The sequence below is a fragment of the Thermaurantiacus tibetensis genome (assembly GCF_015354055.1).
GTDB classification, from domain to species: Bacteria; Pseudomonadota; Alphaproteobacteria; order Sphingomonadales; family Sphingomonadaceae; genus Thermaurantiacus; species Thermaurantiacus tibetensis.
In genome coordinates, this window is sequence record NZ_JACHTM010000001.1 from 214,444 (window position 1) to 229,422 (window position 14,979).

Annotated in this window: 15 protein-coding genes, 1 tRNA gene and 2 pseudogenes; 9 read left to right on the forward strand and 9 right to left on the reverse strand. The window is 72.0% G+C overall.

Going from position 1 to position 14,979, the window contains the following annotated elements:
* Nucleotides 1-13: 13 nt before the first annotated feature.
* Entirely contained in the window at nucleotides 14-1,030 is a 1,017-nt protein-coding gene (gene cobS, locus H3H34_RS01085; RefSeq protein ID WP_194743426.1) for a cobaltochelatase subunit CobS, read from the forward strand.
* Nucleotides 1,031-1,180: 150 nt separating this feature from the next.
* On the opposite strand, the gene H3H34_RS01090 is transcribed toward cobS, so the two are convergent.
* Entirely contained in the window at nucleotides 1,181-1,939 is a 759-nt protein-coding gene (locus H3H34_RS01090) for an SDR family NAD(P)-dependent oxidoreductase (protein ID WP_194743427.1), read from the reverse strand.
* 118 nt (nucleotides 1,940-2,057) lie between these two features.
* On the opposite strand from H3H34_RS01090, the gene H3H34_RS01095 reads away from it, so the two are divergent.
* Nucleotides 2,058-2,813 (forward strand): hypothetical protein, encoded by a 756-nt coding sequence (locus H3H34_RS01095; RefSeq protein WP_194743428.1) that lies wholly within the window; start codon nucleotides 2,058-2,060, stop codon nucleotides 2,811-2,813.
* Here H3H34_RS01095 and H3H34_RS01100 read toward each other — a convergent pair.
* The 4 genes from H3H34_RS01100 to H3H34_RS01115 are packed head-to-tail and all read right to left on the reverse strand — an operon-like array spanning nucleotide 2,810 to nucleotide 7,075.
* Nucleotides 2,810-5,092 carry an ATP-dependent helicase gene (locus H3H34_RS01100; protein WP_194743429.1) on the reverse strand — a complete coding sequence of 761 codons (2,283 nt, stop codon included), beginning with the start codon at nucleotides 5,090-5,092 and terminating at the stop codon, nucleotides 2,810-2,812. The genes H3H34_RS01095 and H3H34_RS01100 overlap by 4 nt on opposite strands.
* A gap of 23 nt (nucleotides 5,093-5,115) precedes the next feature.
* The gene (rsmD, locus tag H3H34_RS01105; protein WP_207790712.1) at nucleotides 5,116-5,667 is read right to left on the reverse strand and encodes a 16S rRNA (guanine(966)-N(2))-methyltransferase RsmD; all 552 of its coding nucleotides are present in this window, start codon (nucleotides 5,665-5,667) and stop codon (nucleotides 5,116-5,118) included.
* Nucleotides 5,664-6,590, reverse strand: coding sequence for a pseudouridine synthase (locus H3H34_RS01110; protein WP_194743430.1), 927 nt, complete (start codon nucleotides 6,588-6,590; stop codon nucleotides 5,664-5,666). The genes rsmD and H3H34_RS01110 overlap by 4 nt, the downstream gene beginning before the upstream one ends.
* Complete coding sequence (locus H3H34_RS01115; protein WP_194743431.1) at nucleotides 6,590-7,075, reverse strand: Lrp/AsnC family transcriptional regulator; 486 nt, start codon at nucleotides 7,073-7,075, stop codon at nucleotides 6,590-6,592. The genes H3H34_RS01110 and H3H34_RS01115 overlap by 1 nt, the downstream gene beginning before the upstream one ends.
* Nucleotides 7,076-7,175: 100 nt before the next feature.
* On the opposite strand from H3H34_RS01115, the gene trxB reads away from it, so the two are divergent.
* The 3 genes from trxB (at nucleotide 7,176) to H3H34_RS01130 (ending at nucleotide 9,382) form a co-directional block, all read left to right on the forward strand.
* On the forward strand, nucleotides 7,176-8,150 hold the full coding sequence (trxB, locus tag H3H34_RS01120) for a thioredoxin-disulfide reductase (protein WP_194743432.1): 975 nt from the start codon (nucleotides 7,176-7,178) through the stop codon (nucleotides 8,148-8,150).
* A complete protein-coding gene (locus H3H34_RS01125) occupies nucleotides 8,150-9,052 on the forward strand; it encodes a LysR family transcriptional regulator (RefSeq protein WP_194743433.1) in 903 nt (300 codons plus the stop codon). The genes trxB and H3H34_RS01125 overlap by 1 nt, the downstream gene beginning before the upstream one ends.
* A gap of 257 nt (nucleotides 9,053-9,309) precedes the next feature.
* Nucleotides 9,310-9,382, forward strand: a tRNA-Ile gene (locus tag H3H34_RS01130).
* A gap of 34 nt (nucleotides 9,383-9,416) precedes the next feature.
* On the opposite strand, the gene H3H34_RS01135 is transcribed toward H3H34_RS01130, so the two are convergent.
* On the reverse strand, nucleotides 9,417-10,067 hold the full coding sequence (locus H3H34_RS01135) for an MOSC domain-containing protein (protein WP_194743434.1): 651 nt from the start codon (nucleotides 10,065-10,067) through the stop codon (nucleotides 9,417-9,419).
* 378 nt (nucleotides 10,068-10,445) lie between these two features.
* Between H3H34_RS01135 and H3H34_RS13430 the strand changes: the two are divergent.
* Nucleotides 10,446-10,547, forward strand: a pseudogene (locus H3H34_RS13430) (PEPxxWA-CTERM sorting domain-containing protein); the annotation flags it as partial.
* A gap of 63 nt (nucleotides 10,548-10,610) precedes the next feature.
* On the opposite strand, the gene H3H34_RS01145 reads toward H3H34_RS13430, so the two are convergent.
* The 3 genes and pseudogenes from H3H34_RS01145 to H3H34_RS14090 all read right to left on the reverse strand — a co-directional run.
* Entirely contained in the window at nucleotides 10,611-11,846 is a 1,236-nt protein-coding gene (locus H3H34_RS01145) for an acyl-CoA dehydrogenase family protein (protein WP_194743436.1), read from the reverse strand.
* A gap of 90 nt (nucleotides 11,847-11,936) precedes the next feature.
* The gene (locus H3H34_RS13435; protein ID WP_235945227.1) at nucleotides 11,937-12,344 is read right to left on the reverse strand and encodes a DUF3426 domain-containing protein; all 408 of its coding nucleotides are present in this window, start codon (nucleotides 12,342-12,344) and stop codon (nucleotides 11,937-11,939) included.
* 126 nt (nucleotides 12,345-12,470) lie between these two features.
* Nucleotides 12,471-12,770 (reverse strand): annotated as a pseudogene (locus H3H34_RS14090) (MJ0042-type zinc finger domain-containing protein); the annotation flags it as partial.
* Here H3H34_RS14090 and H3H34_RS01155 point away from each other — a divergent pair.
* Genes H3H34_RS01155 through H3H34_RS01165 form a run of 3 tightly spaced genes read left to right on the forward strand, consistent with a single transcriptional unit; the run spans nucleotide 12,703 to nucleotide 14,944 of the window.
* A complete protein-coding gene (locus H3H34_RS01155; protein ID WP_328830906.1) occupies nucleotides 12,703-13,266 on the forward strand; it encodes a YdcF family protein in 564 nt (187 codons plus the stop codon). The pseudogene H3H34_RS14090 and the gene H3H34_RS01155 overlap by 68 nt on opposite strands.
* Complete coding sequence (locus H3H34_RS01160) at nucleotides 13,263-13,967, forward strand: lysophospholipid acyltransferase family protein (RefSeq protein ID WP_194743439.1); 705 nt, start codon at nucleotides 13,263-13,265, stop codon at nucleotides 13,965-13,967. Before H3H34_RS01155 ends, H3H34_RS01160 begins: the two co-directional genes overlap by 4 nt.
* Entirely contained in the window at nucleotides 13,964-14,944 is a 981-nt protein-coding gene (locus H3H34_RS01165) for a hypothetical protein (protein WP_194743440.1), read from the forward strand. Before H3H34_RS01160 ends, H3H34_RS01165 begins: the two co-directional genes overlap by 4 nt.
* Nucleotides 14,945-14,979: the final 35 nt, after the last annotated feature.

Below are 14,979 nucleotides of genomic sequence, written 5' to 3' on the forward strand. Positions count from 1 at the left end.
GCGGCAGGGGGCCATGACCGTCCTCAACCTCTCCGCCGACACCGAGCGCCACGGCCGCACCCGGCTCGATGCGCCCGACACGTTCGTCGATGCGCGCGAGACCTTCGGAGTCGATCTCGACCTCAAGGTGCCCGCCTTCTCCGAGGCCGACGAGCGCGTCCCCGACCTCGACCCGGCCTATGTGTTCGACCCCGAAACGACGATGGCGATCCTCGCCGGTTTCGCCTTCAACCGGCGGGTGATGATCCAGGGCTATCACGGCACCGGCAAGTCCACCCACATCGAGCAGGTGGCGGCCCGGCTCAACTGGCCCTGCATCCGCATCAACCTCGACTCCCACATCAGCCGCATCGACCTCGTCGGCAAGGACGCGATCGTGCTTCGCGACGGCAAGCAGGTGACCGAGTTCCGCGAGGGTCTCCTGCCCTGGGCGCTCCAGACGCCCACCGCGCTCGTCTTCGACGAGTATGACGCCGGCCGGCCCGACGTGATGTTCGTGATCCAGCGGGTCCTCGAGGTGGAGGGAAAGCTCACCCTCCTCGACCAGAACCGGGTGATCCGCCCGCACAAGTGGTTCCGCCTGTTCGCCACCGCCAACACCGTCGGCCTCGGCGACACCTCCGGCCTCTACCACGGCACCCAGCAGATCAACCAGGGCCAGATGGACCGCTGGTCGATCGTCGTGACGCTCAACTACCTTCCCCCCGAGACCGAGGCGAAGATCGTCCTTGCCAAGATGCCCGCCATGGACACGCCGGAGGGGCGGCGCACCATCGCCAACATGGTGAAGGTTGCCGACATGACGCGCGCCGGCTTCATCGCCGGCGACATCTCGACGGTGATGAGCCCGCGCACGGTCATCACCTGGGCGCAGAACGCCGAGATCTTCGGCAATGTCGGCTTCGCCTTCCGTGTCTCCTTCCTCAACCGCTGCGACGAGGCCGAACGGCCCCTCATTGCCGAATATTACCAGCGCGTCTTCGGGGAGGATCTCCCGGAGAGCGTCGTGGCGAAGGCCCGGCGCCAGTAGCCCGGCCCGGCCGCGGGGGGCCGGCCGGCCGGCCGGCGACGGGGGCGAGGGCGAGGCGCGGGCGAGGCGCGGGCGCGGGGCCCGACGGGGGCAGAGACGGGGAAAGGGCCGGGGCCGAGACCGGCAGCCGAGGCGGGAAAGCGCCGGCGCTCAGGCGTTCCGGGCCATGAGGCCGCCGTCGACCGGGATGGTCGCCCCGGTGATGTAAGACGCGCCGGGCTGGCAGAGCGCCACCGTCAGGTGCGCCACTTCCTCCGGCCGGCCGTAGCGGCGGAGCGCGGTGCGGCGCCTGGCGTAGGTCGCCTTGTCCTCCTCGGGGATGGCGGCGGTCATGGCCGTCTCGATCGGGCCGGGGCAGATGGCGTTGACCGTGATCCCCTCCCTGCCGAGCTCGACTGCGAGCGCGCGGGTGAGGCCCGTGACGCCCGCCTTGGCGGCGCAATAGGCGCTGTCGAGCGCGGTCGCACCCAGCGCCTCGGTCGAGGCGATGTTGACGATGCGCGGGTGCGCCGACTTGCGGAGATAGGGCAGGGCGGCACGGATGATGCGCTGGTGGGCGACGAGGTTGACGGCGAGCATCCGGGCGAAGAAGGCGTCATAATCGGGAGCGTCTAGGGCCATGAAGCCCGCAATCCCGGCGTTGTTGACGAGGGCATCGATGCGCCCACGCCACTGGCCGATCTCGGCGACGACCCGGGCGATGGCATCCGCGTCGGCGACATCGAGCGGGAAGGCGAGCACGCGTTCGCCGAGCTGCCAGGCGAGTTCGGAGATGCCATCGGCGTTGATGTCGGCAAGGGCCACGAAGGCCCCGCCTTCGGCGAACAGCCGCGCCGTTGCCGCCCCCATGCCCGAGGCAGCACCCGTCACCAGCGCGACCAGACCCTCCACCGACTGCGCTCCCGCCATCGCCCGCTCCCGGTCTTTGACCCTCGCTGGCTGGTGGATTAGCCTTGGGAGGGTCGAAAGGGGAGTAGACGGGATGCGGCTTCTGTCCTGTGTTCTGCTTGTCGTGGCGGGCCCGGCCATGGCCTCCGAGCCCTGTTCGGTGGGGGAGGCCCGGGTTGCGGCCGAGCGCGTGATCCGGCTCGACCCACAGGCGCGGGACCGGGTGGAAGGCCGGCGCGGGGCGCTCGCGTCCTCGCGCGAGATGCTGCTCTTCGCCATCGACACGCGGGCGGCAACGGGCCTGCGGATCGACGTGGAGGGGAGCGGCTTCGATCCCGCAGTCGAACTGTGCCGGCAGGAGGGCGGCCGGCTGGTGCGGGTGGCCGAGAATCTCGACGGTCCGCGGGACCTCGACCCGCGCCTCGAGACCGTCGTTCCCGCCGGGCGAAGCTTCGTCGTCGTGCGCGCGGAATCGGGCTCCGGCCCCTTCACCCTGCTTGTCCGGCAGACGGAGGCGCCCCGGCCCATCCCGGTGCGCCGGATCAGCGTGGGCCAGACGGTCACCGGACGCCTCCGGCCGGAGCCCGACAGGGGCGTGACGGTCAAGGACCGCTGGGCGCTCCAGGTGGAGGGGGGCGCCACCTACCTCGTGGCCGCCCGGAGCGATTCGTTCGACACCATCCTCTGGGTGCGGGACCAGAACGCGGATGCAGGCGGCCGGACCTACGGGGAGAATGACGACGGCTGGGACGGCCTCAATTCCATCCTGCTGTTCAGCGCGCGCGATTCGGGCACGCGGATCATCGAGATCGGCGACAACAACGGCAACGGCGGGGAGTATCGGCTGACGGTGCGCCTCCTCGACCCCTCGCTCGCGTCGCTCCCGCCGCGCTAGGCCGCGCCGCCGGCCGGCTCGACGAAGTCGTCCATCACCATCTTCGTGCCCGCGTGGTCGAAGGCGACTTCGAGCCTGCTGCCGTCCTTCGCAGTGACGGTGCCGGGGCCGAACTTCTGGTGGAAGACGCGCCCTCCGACCGCGATGTCGGCGCGGGGCGCGCGGCCGACCGTCGATGCGAGCACCCGGCCCTCGATGGTGCGGTCGTGCCGGGGCTGCGCTGCGGCGCGGCTCCAGCCGGGGCCGCGGCCGGTGCTCCGTGCCAGATGCGCGAACGGGTCGTCCTCGCCCATGACGGCCGCGCGCCATAGGCTCGCGCCCCCGGTCATCGTCGTCACGCGGGTCACATGCTCGTTGGGAAGCTCGGCGACGAACCGGCTGGGGAGGGAGGAGGTCCACTGGCCGTAGACGCGGCGGTTGGCAGCGTGGAGGATGGTCACCCGCCGGCGGGCACGGGTGATGCCGACATAGGCAAGCCGGCGCTCCTCCTCGAGGCTTGCCTCGCCGCCCTCGTCGAGCGCCCGCTGCGAGGGGAAGAGCCCTTCTTCCCATCCGGGCAGAAAGACGTGGCCGAACTCGAGCCCCTTGGCGGCGTGCAGCGTCATCAGCGTGACCTTCTCGCCGGCCTCGTCCCGCTCATTGTCCATCACGAGCGCCACATGCTCGAGGAAGCTCTCCGCGTCCGGCCACTCCTCCATGGCGCGGGCCAGCTCTCTCAGGTTCTCGAGCCGCCCGGCAGCCTCGACCGAACGGTCGGCCTCGAGCATGGCCCGATAGCCGCTCTCGTCGAGCACGAGGTCGAGAAGCGCAGGCGGGCGAAGCGAGGGGGCAAGCTCGCGCCAGCGCCGGAGGCCTGCAACGAGGCCGCGCAGCCCGCTGCGCGCCGGCCCGGGGAGCTCGTCGGTCTCGGCAAGCGCTGCGGCCGCCGCCTGGAGGGAAAGGCCGGAGGCGCGGGCGAAGGCGGCAAGGCGGGCGAGCGACTTCTCGCCCAGCCCCCGGCGCGGGGTGTTGGCGATGCGCTCGAAGGCAAGGCCGTCGGCAGGGGACAGGGTGGCGCGCAGGTAGGCGAGCGCTTCGCGCACCTCGGCGCGCTCATAGAAGCGGAAGCCGCCGACGATGCGGTAGGGCAGCCCGATCTGGATGAAGCGGTCCTCGAACTCGCGGGTCTGGAAGATGGCGCGCACCAGGATGGCAATGTCGGACAGCGCCGCGCCCTCGCGCTGGAGCCGTTCGATTCGCTCAGCCACGAGGCGCGCTTCCTCGGGCCCGTCCCACACCGCCACGACCTCGACCGGCTCGCCGTCACGGGCCTCGGTCCAGAGCGTCTTGCCGAGGCGGCCGCGGTTGCGGGCGATGACGCCGCCGGCGGCGCCGAGGATGTGGCCGGTCGAGCGGTAGTTCTGCTCGAGCCTGATCACCCGGGTGCCGGGAAAGTCCCGCTCGAAGCGGAGGATGTTTGCGATGTCTGCGCCCCGCCACGAGTAGATGGACTGGTCGTCGTCGCCCACGCAGCAGAGCGTGGCGGTGCCGCCTTCGGATGGCGCCGCGAGCGCGCGCAGCCACTGGTACTGGGCCGCGTTCGTGTCCTGGAACTCGTCGACGAGGATGTGGCGGAAGCGCGCCTGCCACTCGGCCTTCACGTCCGGGTGGGTGCGCAAGATGGCGAGCAGGTGAAGGATCAGGTCGCCGAAGTCGCAGGCGTCGAGCGCGCGGAGCTCCGCCTGATAGCGGGCGTAGAGGTCTCCGGCGCGACCGTCGGCGAAGGCGTGGAGGTCGGCTGCGTCGAGGTCGGCGGGGAGCTTGCCGGCGTTCTTGAACCGGTCGAGGAGGCTCGCGAGGCCCTTCGCCGGCCAGCGCCGCTCGTCGAGCCCCGCCTCGGCGATGACGCGCTTCAGGAGGCGCTCGACGTCGTCGGGGTCGAGGATGGTGAAGTTGGGCGTGAGCCCGACGAGACCGGCGTGGCGGCGGAGGATCCGGGCGGCCGTTGCGTGGAAGGTGCCGAGGAAGGGCATGCCCTCGACCGCGTCGCCGACGAGCTCGCGCAGCCGCTCGCGCATTTCGCGTGCGGCCTTGTTCGTGAAGGTGACGGCAAGGATCTGGCTCGGCCAGGCTGCGCGCGTGGCAAGCATGTGGGCGAGCCGCGCGGTGAGCGCGCGGGTCTTGCCCGTGCCGGCGCCGGCAAGCAGCAGCATGGGCCCCTCGAGCAGGGTCGCGGCCGCGCGCTGGGGCGGGTTGAGGCCCTGAAGCCAGGGCCGATCGGGCTCGGGGAGGCTCGCCATGCGCCCGCGAACGGATAGCGAACTCAAGGAGTGACCGGAAGGGGCTGGAGGAGATGGAGCATCGCCTTGCCCACCGGCCGGGCGGCGAGCGGCGCAAGGCCGGGGACGGCAAGCGCCTCGTGGCGCGCCGTCTCGCAGGCGACGAGCGCGTGGGGCGCCACCCAGCCGCGCGCGAGGGCCGAGGCCAGGGCGGCACCCGCAAGGCCCTGGCCGTAGGGCGGGTCGAGGAGCACGAGGTCGAAGGCGCGGGGGGCGGCCGGCAGGCGCGTGGCATCGAGCCGCAGCAGCCGCGCCTCGGCACCCAGCCGGCGGATGTTGGCTTCCGCCGCGCGCGCCGCAGCCGGCGCGGTCTCGACGAGCACCGCCTCGGCAGCGCCTCTGGACAGCGCCTCGAGCGCGAGCGCACCCGCGCCGGCGAAGAGGTCGAGGACGGCGAGGCCCTCGAGGCTGCCGAGGCGCGAGACGAGCATGGAGAAGAGGGTCTCGCGCGCGCGGCTGGCCGTGGGGCGGGTGGCAAGGCCGGGTGGGCTCTCGAGCGGCCGCGAGCGCCAGCGGCCGGCGATGATGCGGATCATGGCTCCGGGCGGGCGAGCCCGCGGGCGCGCGGCGGGAACAGCCGGGCGATCTCCGCGGCCGGGACCTCGACAACGGCCCGGGGTGCCAGGCCCTCCAGCCGGAAGGGCCCGAACTCCGTGCGGATGAGGCGGCTCACCTTGAGGCCGAGCGCCTCGCAGAGCCGGCGCACTTCCCGGTTCTTGCCTTCGGCAAGCCGCATCGTGAGCCAGACGTTCGCCGAGCCGGCAGAGGCCCTGCGGTCGATCTCGGCGACGACGGGGCCATAGCGCACGCCGTCCACCTCGAGGCCGTGCGCGAGCGCATCGAGCGCGGCCTGCGTCACCTGCCCGAGCGCCCGTACCCGGTAGACCCTGGGCACGCCGCTGGCCGGAAGCTCGAGCCGCCGCTTCAGCGCGCCGTCGTTGGTGAGAAGGAGGAGGCCCTCCGTCGCGAGGTCGAGCCGGCCGACCGGCATGAGCCGGGGAAGGTCGGGCGGCAGGATGTCGTGGATGGTCGGCCGGCCGGCCGGGTCGCGCGCGGCCGTCAGGAATCCGGCCGGCTTGTGGAACAGGAAGAGCCGGGTCCGCTCCGCGGCGCGCACCGGCCGGCCGTCCACCGTCAGCCCTTCGAGGGAGGTGACGAGGGTTGCTGGAGTCGTGACGGGCGCACCGGTAAGCGCGACCCGCCCGGCGGCGATCAGCCGCTCGACGTCGCGCCGCGAGCCGACCCCGGCGCGCGCGAGGACCTTGGCGATCCGCTCCGGCGGAGCCGGCTCCGCGTTCCGCGCGGGAGCCTTCGCCCCCGTGCTGCGCTGGCGGGGCCCTGCCTCGGTGCGCTGAGGCGGCCTCGACGGCCCTGCCGCACGGGCCTTCGCGGGTGGCTGCGCGGCACCTCGGGCGGAGCCTCCGCGCCCGGGCCGCGTGCGGCGCGGGGGGCGCGCCATCAGACCAGGACGGGGATGCCGGGGACGGACTTCGACGTCCGGATGGTGAGCGAGGTGCGGACGCTCTCGACGTTCGGCGCCGAGGTGAGGTGGGTGGTGAGGAAGGTCTGGAAGGCGGGCAGGTCGGTCGCCACGATCTTCAGGATGAAGTCGATCCCGCCGTTCAGCATGTGACACTCGCGGACCTCGGGCAGCTCTGCCACGTGGGCCTCGAAGGCGCGCAGGTCGGCTTCCGCCTGGCTCTTCAGAGAGACCATGGCGAACACGGTGATCGGCCAGCCAAGGGCGGTGGCGGACAGCCGCGCATGGTAGCCCTCGATCACGCCGGCCTCCTCGAGCGCGCGCAGCCGGCGCAGGCACGGCGGTGGCGTGAGCCCGGCGCGGCGCGCCAGCTCCACGTTCGTCATCCGGCCGTTTTCCTGCAGGTTGGCGAGAATCAGCCGGTCAATGGTGTCGAGCGAGACCTGTGGCACTGCAGCATGCATGCCACTGCTTATGTCGGGGACGACATTTGCGCAACATGAACAAGGGTTGCGCAAGCCGGGCCGCTTGCGTCACGCGCCGCGCTCTGGAAGGAGAACGGGCATGTCTCTGTCGGAACCCCGCCATGCGCGGTTGGTCATCATCGGCTCCGGCCCGGCCGGCTACACGGCCGGCATCTACGCCGCGCGGGCCGCGCTTGCGCCGGTTCTCGTGCAGGGTCTGCAGCCGGGCGGCCAGCTGACCATCACGACCGACGTCGAGAACTGGCCCGGTGACACCCATGTGCAGGGGCCGGATCTCATGGCGCGCATGGAAGCCCATGCCAGGGCGCTCGGTGTCGATCTCGTGGCCGACGTGGTCGTCCGCGTTGATCTGTCGCGCCGGCCGTTCGCCGTCGAGCTCGACAGCGGCGGGCGACTCCTCGCCGACTCGCTCGTCATCGCCACGGGCGCGACGGCGCGCTGGCTCGGCCTGCCCGAAGAGGACCAGCTCCGCGGCCGCGGCGTCTCGGCCTGCGCCACCTGCGACGGCTTCTTCTTCCGGGGCAAGGAGGTGGTGGTGGTCGGCGGCGGCAACTCGGCTGTGGAGGAAGCCCTGTTCCTCACCAACTTTGCCGCACGCGTCACCCTCGTCCACCGCCGTGACAGCCTGCGCGCCGACAAGACCAACCAGGCCCGTCTCTTCGCCAACCCGAAGATCGAGGTCGTCTGGAACGCGGTCGTCGACCGGCTCGAGGCGACCGCGGATGGTCTTGCGCTTGCGGCCGTCCACCTCCGGGACGTCCGGACCGGAGAGGTCCGCCGCCTCGCTGCCGACGGGCTGTTCGTCGCGATCGGTCATGATCCCGCGACCAGCCTGTTCCGCGGCCAGCTGGAGATGGACGATGCCGGCTACATCCTGACCCGCCCCGACAGCACCGCCACCAGCGTGCCGGGCGTGTTCGCGGCCGGAGACGTGAGAGACAAGGTCTTCCGCCAGGCGGTGACCTCGGCCGGGATGGGCTGCATGGCCGCCCTCGAGGCCGAGCGCTTCCTCGCCGGGCACGCGGAGACCCGCGACCTCGGTGTTGCCGCCTGATGCCGCTCGACTGGGACAAGCTGCGCCTCTTCCACGCCGTCGCGGTGGCCGGCAGCTTCACCGAGGGTGCGCGGCGGATGAAGCTCTCGCAGCCTGCGCTCTCGCGGCAGATCATCGCGCTCGAGGAGCAGCTGGGGGCGAAGCTGTTCCACCGCCATGCGCGCGGTCTCGCCCTCACCCACGAGGGCGAGCAGCTCTACCGCACCACCCAGGAGATCGCGTCGGCCATCGAGCGGGCCAAGGGCGGAATCGAGCAGACCCGCAACCGGCCGACGGGCGAGATCCGGCTGACCACCACGGTCAGCTTCGGCTCCTCCTGGCTTCCGGGCAAGCTCGCCGAGTTCCTCGACCTCTACCCCGACATCCGCATCCACCTCATCCTCTCCGACAACGAGATCGACCTTGCCAGGCGCGAGGCCGACTGCGCCATCCGCTTCCAGAAGCCGACCCAGGCGGACCTCATCCAGCGCCCGCTCGCCCCCATCCGCCATCGGCTGTGCGCCTCGCCCGACTATCTCGCGAAGTGGGGCGAGCCGAAGTCGGCCGAGGATCTCGCCGGCCACCGGCTGATCGCTTACGGCCCCTCGGCGCCCGCCTATCTGCGGGGCATCAACTGGGTGCTCGAACTGGGGCACGACGGCCCGCCGCGCGAGCCGGCGCTCACCGTCAACTCGTCTGCCGGCATCCTGCAGGCCGTCGAGGCTGGCGCCGGGATCGCCGCGCTGCCCTCCTATCTCATCACGCCGTCGCGGCGGGTGAAGGTGCTGCTGCCCGAGCAGGTGGGCGCCGTGTTCCAGACCTATTTCGTCTATCCCTCCGAACTGAAGGGCTCGGTCCGGGTAGGCGTGCTCCGCGATTTCCTCCTCGAGCGGATGACCCCTGCCAATCTTGGCGATGGCTAGCGCCAAGCCATTCTCTCAGCGCATGGGTGGCGCGCCGTTTTCGCACTTGCACAACGAAAAGTCCGGACTTAGATAGGGGCCGTTGCTGCGATGCAGCGCACTCCGGGCCTCCTCCTCCCCGAGGCACCCGGAGCGGTCGGGTCCCATCCTCCCTCCCTCCCTCCCTGGGGAACCGACCAGACTTCGGGCCGGGGTCGAGCGACGCTCCCCCGGCCCTTTTTCTTGCCACCCGTTGCAGGCTCGCGCATGGACCGCGCGGGCCCGTAGCTCAATGGTCAGAGCCGACCGCTCATAACGGTCTGGTTGCAGGTTCGAGTCCTGCCGGGCCTACGCCCCCCGTTCTCGCAAGCGCCGGCCGGAGGGATCAAAGCGGCTTCGGCGCCGGCGCGCGTGCCGCGCGCCCAGCCCATGCCGCCCAGCTCGCGGCAAGGCCGGGCGCGCCCGCGAGCGCCCGGAGCTCGTCCGCGCCTGCGGGCGCGTAGCTCGCCTTGAGGACCGCGGCGATCGACCAGGCCCCTTGCGGCCGATGCTCGAGCATCAGCGAGTCGCCGGCGGCAAGCACCCCTTCCTCCACCACCCGGCAGTACCAGCCCGAGCGCCCGTTCCTGACCATGGCCTCAACCATCGCGGGATCGCCGAACCAGCGGGCGAGCGTGCTGCACGGCTGGCGCGGCTGGCAGATCTCGAGAAGCGCCGTCCCGGCCCGCCAGCGATCGCCGACATGCGCCTCCGCCTCGTCGAGCCCGTCCACCAGCAGGTTTTCGCCGAACGCGCCGGGGACGAGACGTGCCGCATGGTGCGGATGGTCCGCGCGCCAGCGCGGGTAGTTGGCAGCCGCGTAGACATAGACCGCCTTGTCCGGCCCGCCGTGGACCCGGCGGTTGCCGACCTCGTCGCCGTCAAGCCCGAACGACGTGACGGCGATGGGCCCGTCGCGCGGGGCCTTGGCATAGGCCGTGCGGTGACCGTTGCGAGTCTCGACTCGCCCGGTGCGGACCTCGACGAGGTGCGCCATCGGGAGCTCCTAGCCCGCGGCCGAGGCGATCGCCAGTCCAGCTTGTGCGCCCTTCCGAGCGACGAACCGTGCCCTAGGGCCGACCAGCCGTGCTGCACTGCGGCGTTGCGTTAAACTCTTGTGAAAGGAACAGGAATTGGCTGCGTCCGGGTTGACCGGGGCGACAGTTCATGGTTAGCGGCTGTCCGGTGCGTACAGGAGAGGAGTCGCATCATGCTGAAGCCGTTCGCCGTCGCCGCCCTTGCCCTTGCTGCCACCTCGCCCGCGCTCGCGGTTGAGGCGCTCTCGTCCGCGACCCCTGTCCTGCATTCCGACCCGTGGAAGATCGGCGGGATCGAGGTGGCCAACCTTCCCGAGCGGATCGACAGCCGGCCGGCCGTCACTGCCGCCGTGCCCGAGCCGGGCACCTGGGCCATGATGCTCGCCGGCTTCGGCCTCGTCGGCGTCATCGTCCGCCGCCGCCGGCTGCGCGCCGCCTGACCCCGCGGGGCAAGGGATGAGGGCCGGCGTCCGCTCGCCGGCCCCTCCCTCGCGCTCCGCCCGTCAGTTGTAGCGGCGGAGCTCGTCCTTCGCGATCGCCTGACGGTGGACTTCGTCGGGCCCGTCGGCAAGCCGCAGGGTGCGTTGCCCCGCATAGCTCGAGGCGAGGCCGAAGTCCTGGCAGACGCCGCCGCCGCCATGGGCCTGGATCGCCAGGTCGATGATCCGGGTCGAGACGTTGGGCGCGACGACCTTGATCATGGCAATCAGCGTCTTCGCGTCCTTGTTGCCCACCGTGTCCATCATCCAGGCGGCCTTGAGGGTCAGCAGGCGCGCCTGCTCGATGGCGATCCGCGCCTCGGCAATCCGCTCGTGCCACACTCCCTGCTCGGCGACGGGCTTGCCGAACGCGACCCGGGACTTGAGCCGCTTCACCATCTTCTCGAGCGCGCGCTCGGCCGCCCCGATCGAGCGCATGCAGTGATGGATCCGGCCAGGGCCGAGGCGCCCTTGCGCGATCTCGAACCCCCTGCCGGGTCCGAGGATGATGTTCTCCGCCGGCACGCGCACATTCTCGAGCAGCACCTCGAAGTGCCCGTGGGGCGCATCGTCGTAGCCGAAGACGTGGAGCGGCCGGACCTTGGTGATCCCCGGCGTGTCGAGCGGCACGAGGATCTGCGACTGCTGGAGATGGCGGGGCGCGGTGGGGTCGGTCTTGCCCATCACGATCGCGATCTTGCAGCGGGGGTCCCCCACGCCCGAGGACCACCACTTCCGCCCGTTGATGACATAGTGGTCGCCGTCGCGGACGATCGACGTCTCGATGTTGGTCGCGTCCGACGAGGCGACCGCCGGCTCGGTCATGAGGAAGGCCGAGCGGATCTCGCCGGCGGCGAGCGGCTTCAGCCACTGCTCCTGCTGTTCCTTCGTTCCGTAGCGGGCGAGCACCTCCATGTTGCCGGTGTCGGGCGCCGAGCAGTTGAACACCTCGGAACACCAGCCGACCCGGCCCATCTCCTCGGCAAGCGGGGCATATTCGAGGTTGGTAAGCGGCGTGCCCTCGAAGTGGAATTCGTGGACGGCGGGCGCTCCGGCGTGGACGGGCGGCACGAACATGTTCCAGAGGCCCGCGGCTCGCGCCTTCGGCTTCAGCTCCTCGATGAGGTTGATCACCTTCCAGCGCTCGCCGCTCATGACCTCCTGTTCGTAGCGGGCTTCGTTGGGATAGATGTGCTCGTCCATGAAGGCCCGCAGCCGCTCGAGCATCTCCTTGGTTCGCGGCGAATATTCGAACTCCATGGATCGTCCTCCTCCGTTGGTCGGCACCTCCTTAGCCGACGCGCGAGCCGCGGCAACCGCCGCATTGACGAGCCCGCGCGAGGAGGGCGCCTAGAGCCGGTCGAGGAAGGCGCCGCCGATCGCAACCTTCGCGCCAGTCGCCCCGGGGGGCGGGGCGAGGGCGACGGTGGAGAAGGCAAGCCGGCCGCCGGGCGGAATCTCGGCAGCGCCCGGGCGGAGCGGCCGACGCTCCAAGGTGAGCCCGGTGCGGTCGACGAGACGCAGTTCCAGGGCCGGGATCCGCTCGGTCCGTGCCGTGGGGTTCAGGATTTCGCCCGAGACCTCGATCACCCGGCCGCCGTCGGGCAGGGCGTCGGCACGGCTCGAGACGGCGAAGCGGAGCGGCGTTCCCGCCGTCCACGGCAGGGGAATGTCGGCAAGCGCCAGGAGGGCAGCCGCAGCCGGCTGCGGCATGTCGGCACGCGCGGCGAGCCGCGCCGTGCCCGCCGGATCGAGCACCAGAGCCGAAACTGCGCCGACGACGAAGCCAGCAGCGAGACCTCCAACAACGGCGGGACGGACGACGGCGCGCCAACGCCGCGGCCAGGCCGGGCTCTGGACCTCGCTGGTCGGCGCGGCGAACACGGACCGGCACACCCGGCAGCGCACCCGCCTTGACCCGGCCTCCCCGACAGGGGCCAGAAGCGCGTCTGGCACCTCGTAGCCGCTCCCACAACTGGGGCATTCGAGCCGCATCCGGCGAATGAATACCCCACATGTTGTGGTTGGGCAAGGGCAAGCCGGGTGCCTGCATTGCGCGGGTCCAGGCCGGGAGCTAGGGCATGGCCGCGTGGGTCGCGCAGCATCCCGTCGTCGCGTGCTTCGGCGCATCCGGCTGGGCTGGCGCGCGGTGGCGCTGCTCATCCTCGTGCCGCTCGCCGGCATCGGCGTCGGCTTCCTGCTCTTTGCCGCCGTGCTGCCCGGCCCTGCGCCGGCGGGCCTCGTGACCGATGGCGCAGTGGTGCTGACGGGCGGCACCGGCCGCCTGGCACGGGGGGCCGAGGTGCTGCGGGCGGGCCTAGCAGGCCGGCTGCTCGTCTCCGGGGTGGACCGCCGGGTCCGGGCGGAGGAACTGCGCCGCGCAATGGGCCTTTCGCCGGAGCGGTTCCGCCGGGTCGATCTCGGCTTTGCCGCCGAGAACACGCGGGCAAACGCGGAAGAGGTTGCCGAATGGGTCGCAGCGCACCGGTTCCGCTCGGTCCGGCTCGTCACGTCGGACTTCCATGCCCGCCGGGCCCGGCTCGAGATCGCCGCCCGCCTGCCCGAGGGCGTGACGCTCGTCATCGATGCCGTGCCCTCCAACCCCGATCTTCCCCGGCTGTGGCGGGAGTATCTCAAGTATCTGGCAGCCCGCGGCCGGCTGCTCCTGCTTGCGGCATGACGCGGCTCCGCTCGCTCCTCTTCGCACTGGTCTTCCTTGGCGGCACGGTCCCGCTCGCGCTGGCGACGGCCGCGATGGCACCCGTCTCCGCCCGGCTGCTGCGCCGGGGCGCGCATCTCTGGGCGGTCTGGTTCGTCTGGTGCGCGCGGGTGCTGGCCGGCGTGCGCCTCGTCGTGAGGGGCGCGGTGCCGCAGCATCCCTGCCTCGTCGCGTTCAAGCACCAGTCGGCGTTCGAGACCTATCTCACGCTCTACCTGTTCGAGGCGCCGGCGGTGGTCATGAAGAAGGAGCTGCTCGAGATCCCCGTCTGGGGCTTCATTGCCCGCCGCCATGGCTCGATCGGCGTGGACCGCAGCCGCGGCACGGCGGCAATGAAGCGGCTGCTGCGCGAGGCGCGCGCGCGGATCGCGGAGGGCCGGCCCATCCTGATCTTCCCCGAGGGCACGCGGGTTCCCGTGGGGTCTGCCCCTCCCCTCAAGGCCGGGCTGGCCGGCCTCTACCAGGCGACCAACCTTGCCGTGGTGCCTGTCGCCCTCGATTCCGGCCGGCTGTGGCCGAAGGGGCTCGTGAAGCGGCCCGGCACGGTCACGCTTGCCTTCCTGCCCGAGGTGCCGCCGGGCCTGTCGAAGGACGAAATGGAGGCGCGCGTGCATGCTGCGATCAACGCCGACCCGGTGACTGCCACGGTGCGCACGGCATGACCGGCCCGCGGCCCTCCCGCCGGATTCCGCTGTGGGCGACGCTCGTGCCGCTCCTTCTCGGCATCGGCGCCTGGTATCTTGCCTGGAGCGAGTGGCGCGACCGGCTCGAGGCGGCCGTGCGCGGCGTGCTTCCGCCCGGCACCCTGGTGCACGTCGGCGGCTTCCCCTACCGGCTCGAGGCGCGAACGGGGCCGGTGGCACTCGCCTACCGCGATGTCGCGACCGAAGCTGCGCTTGCCGTCGACTCGCTCGTCGTCAACCGCCAGCCCTGGCGCGTCGACCGGCAGGTGCTGAACCTCGCGTCGCCGCGGCTTCGGCTGGCCATTCCGCGGCTTGCGGGCCTCGGCGCCGAGGTCGAGGCGCCGTCGGCGCAAGCGAGCCTCCGGTTCGCCGACGGGCGCGTGGCGCGCGCCTCGGCGGTGTTCGAGGATGCCGTGCTACGTCTCGGCTTCGTGCCGGTGCCCGTGCGCGCAGCCGCCTTCGAGGCGCATGTGCGCGAGACGCCGGCCGCGGCGGCGGGCGCCGGCGCGGCGCTGCCCGTCCAGGCGCAGCTCGTCCTTTCCGGCCGCGACGTGCGCATGGGCCGCGGCGACCCCGTTTCCGTCTCGGCCGCGATCGACCTTGCTGCCTCCGGCCCGGTGCGGTCGGTCGCGGCCTGGGCGGCCGGCGGCACCGCCGAGGTGCGGGAGCTGGTGATCGCTGACGGAACGGGCGAGGTCGCGCGCCTTGAGGCCACGCTTTCGCCGGGCGCCGACGGCCGGGTGCTCCTTGCCGGCACCGTCGAGACCGTGTGCCCGGCAACCGTGCGCGCCGCACTCGCGGGCTTGCCGCCCGTCACCGAGAAGCGGACGCGAAAGCCCGTGCGCCTCGCGCTGACCGGCGTTCTCGGGGCGCTTGCCGAGGTGGCGCCGCCGCCTGCGGGCGCCGTGCCGCCGCCGGTGCGTGCCCAGGCGCCCGACTGCCCGCGCCTGCGTTGAGCCGCGCTTGCGCTCCCTCGGCCGCAGCCCTATGT

Coding starts and splice junctions, on each gene's coding strand:
- cobS (WP_194743426.1), top strand. CDS start 14: ATGACCGTCCTCAACCTCTCCGCCGACACCGAGCGCCACGGCCGCACC.
- H3H34_RS01090 (WP_194743427.1), bottom strand. CDS start 1,939: ATGGCGGGAGCGCAGTCGGTGGAGGGTCTGGTCGCGCTGGTGACGGGT.
- H3H34_RS01095 (WP_194743428.1), top strand. CDS start 2,058: ATGGCCTCCGAGCCCTGTTCGGTGGGGGAGGCCCGGGTTGCGGCCGAG.
- H3H34_RS01100 (WP_194743429.1), bottom strand. CDS start 5,092: ATGGCGAGCCTCCCCGAGCCCGATCGGCCCTGGCTTCAGGGCCTCAAC.
- rsmD (WP_207790712.1), bottom strand. CDS start 5,667: ATGATCCGCATCATCGCCGGCCGCTGGCGCTCGCGGCCGCTCGAGAGC.
- H3H34_RS01110 (WP_194743430.1), bottom strand. CDS start 6,590: ATGGCGCGCCCCCCGCGCCGCACGCGGCCCGGGCGCGGAGGCTCCGCC.
- H3H34_RS01115 (WP_194743431.1), bottom strand. CDS start 7,075: ATGCATGCTGCAGTGCCACAGGTCTCGCTCGACACCATTGACCGGCTG.
- trxB (WP_194743432.1), top strand. CDS start 7,176: ATGTCTCTGTCGGAACCCCGCCATGCGCGGTTGGTCATCATCGGCTCC.
- H3H34_RS01125 (WP_194743433.1), top strand. CDS start 8,150: ATGCCGCTCGACTGGGACAAGCTGCGCCTCTTCCACGCCGTCGCGGTG.
- H3H34_RS01135 (WP_194743434.1), bottom strand. CDS start 10,067: ATGGCGCACCTCGTCGAGGTCCGCACCGGGCGAGTCGAGACTCGCAAC.
- H3H34_RS01145 (WP_194743436.1), bottom strand. CDS start 11,846: ATGGAGTTCGAATATTCGCCGCGAACCAAGGAGATGCTCGAGCGGCTG.
- H3H34_RS01160 (WP_194743439.1), top strand. CDS start 13,263: ATGACGCGGCTCCGCTCGCTCCTCTTCGCACTGGTCTTCCTTGGCGGC.
- H3H34_RS01165 (WP_194743440.1), top strand. CDS start 13,964: ATGACCGGCCCGCGGCCCTCCCGCCGGATTCCGCTGTGGGCGACGCTC.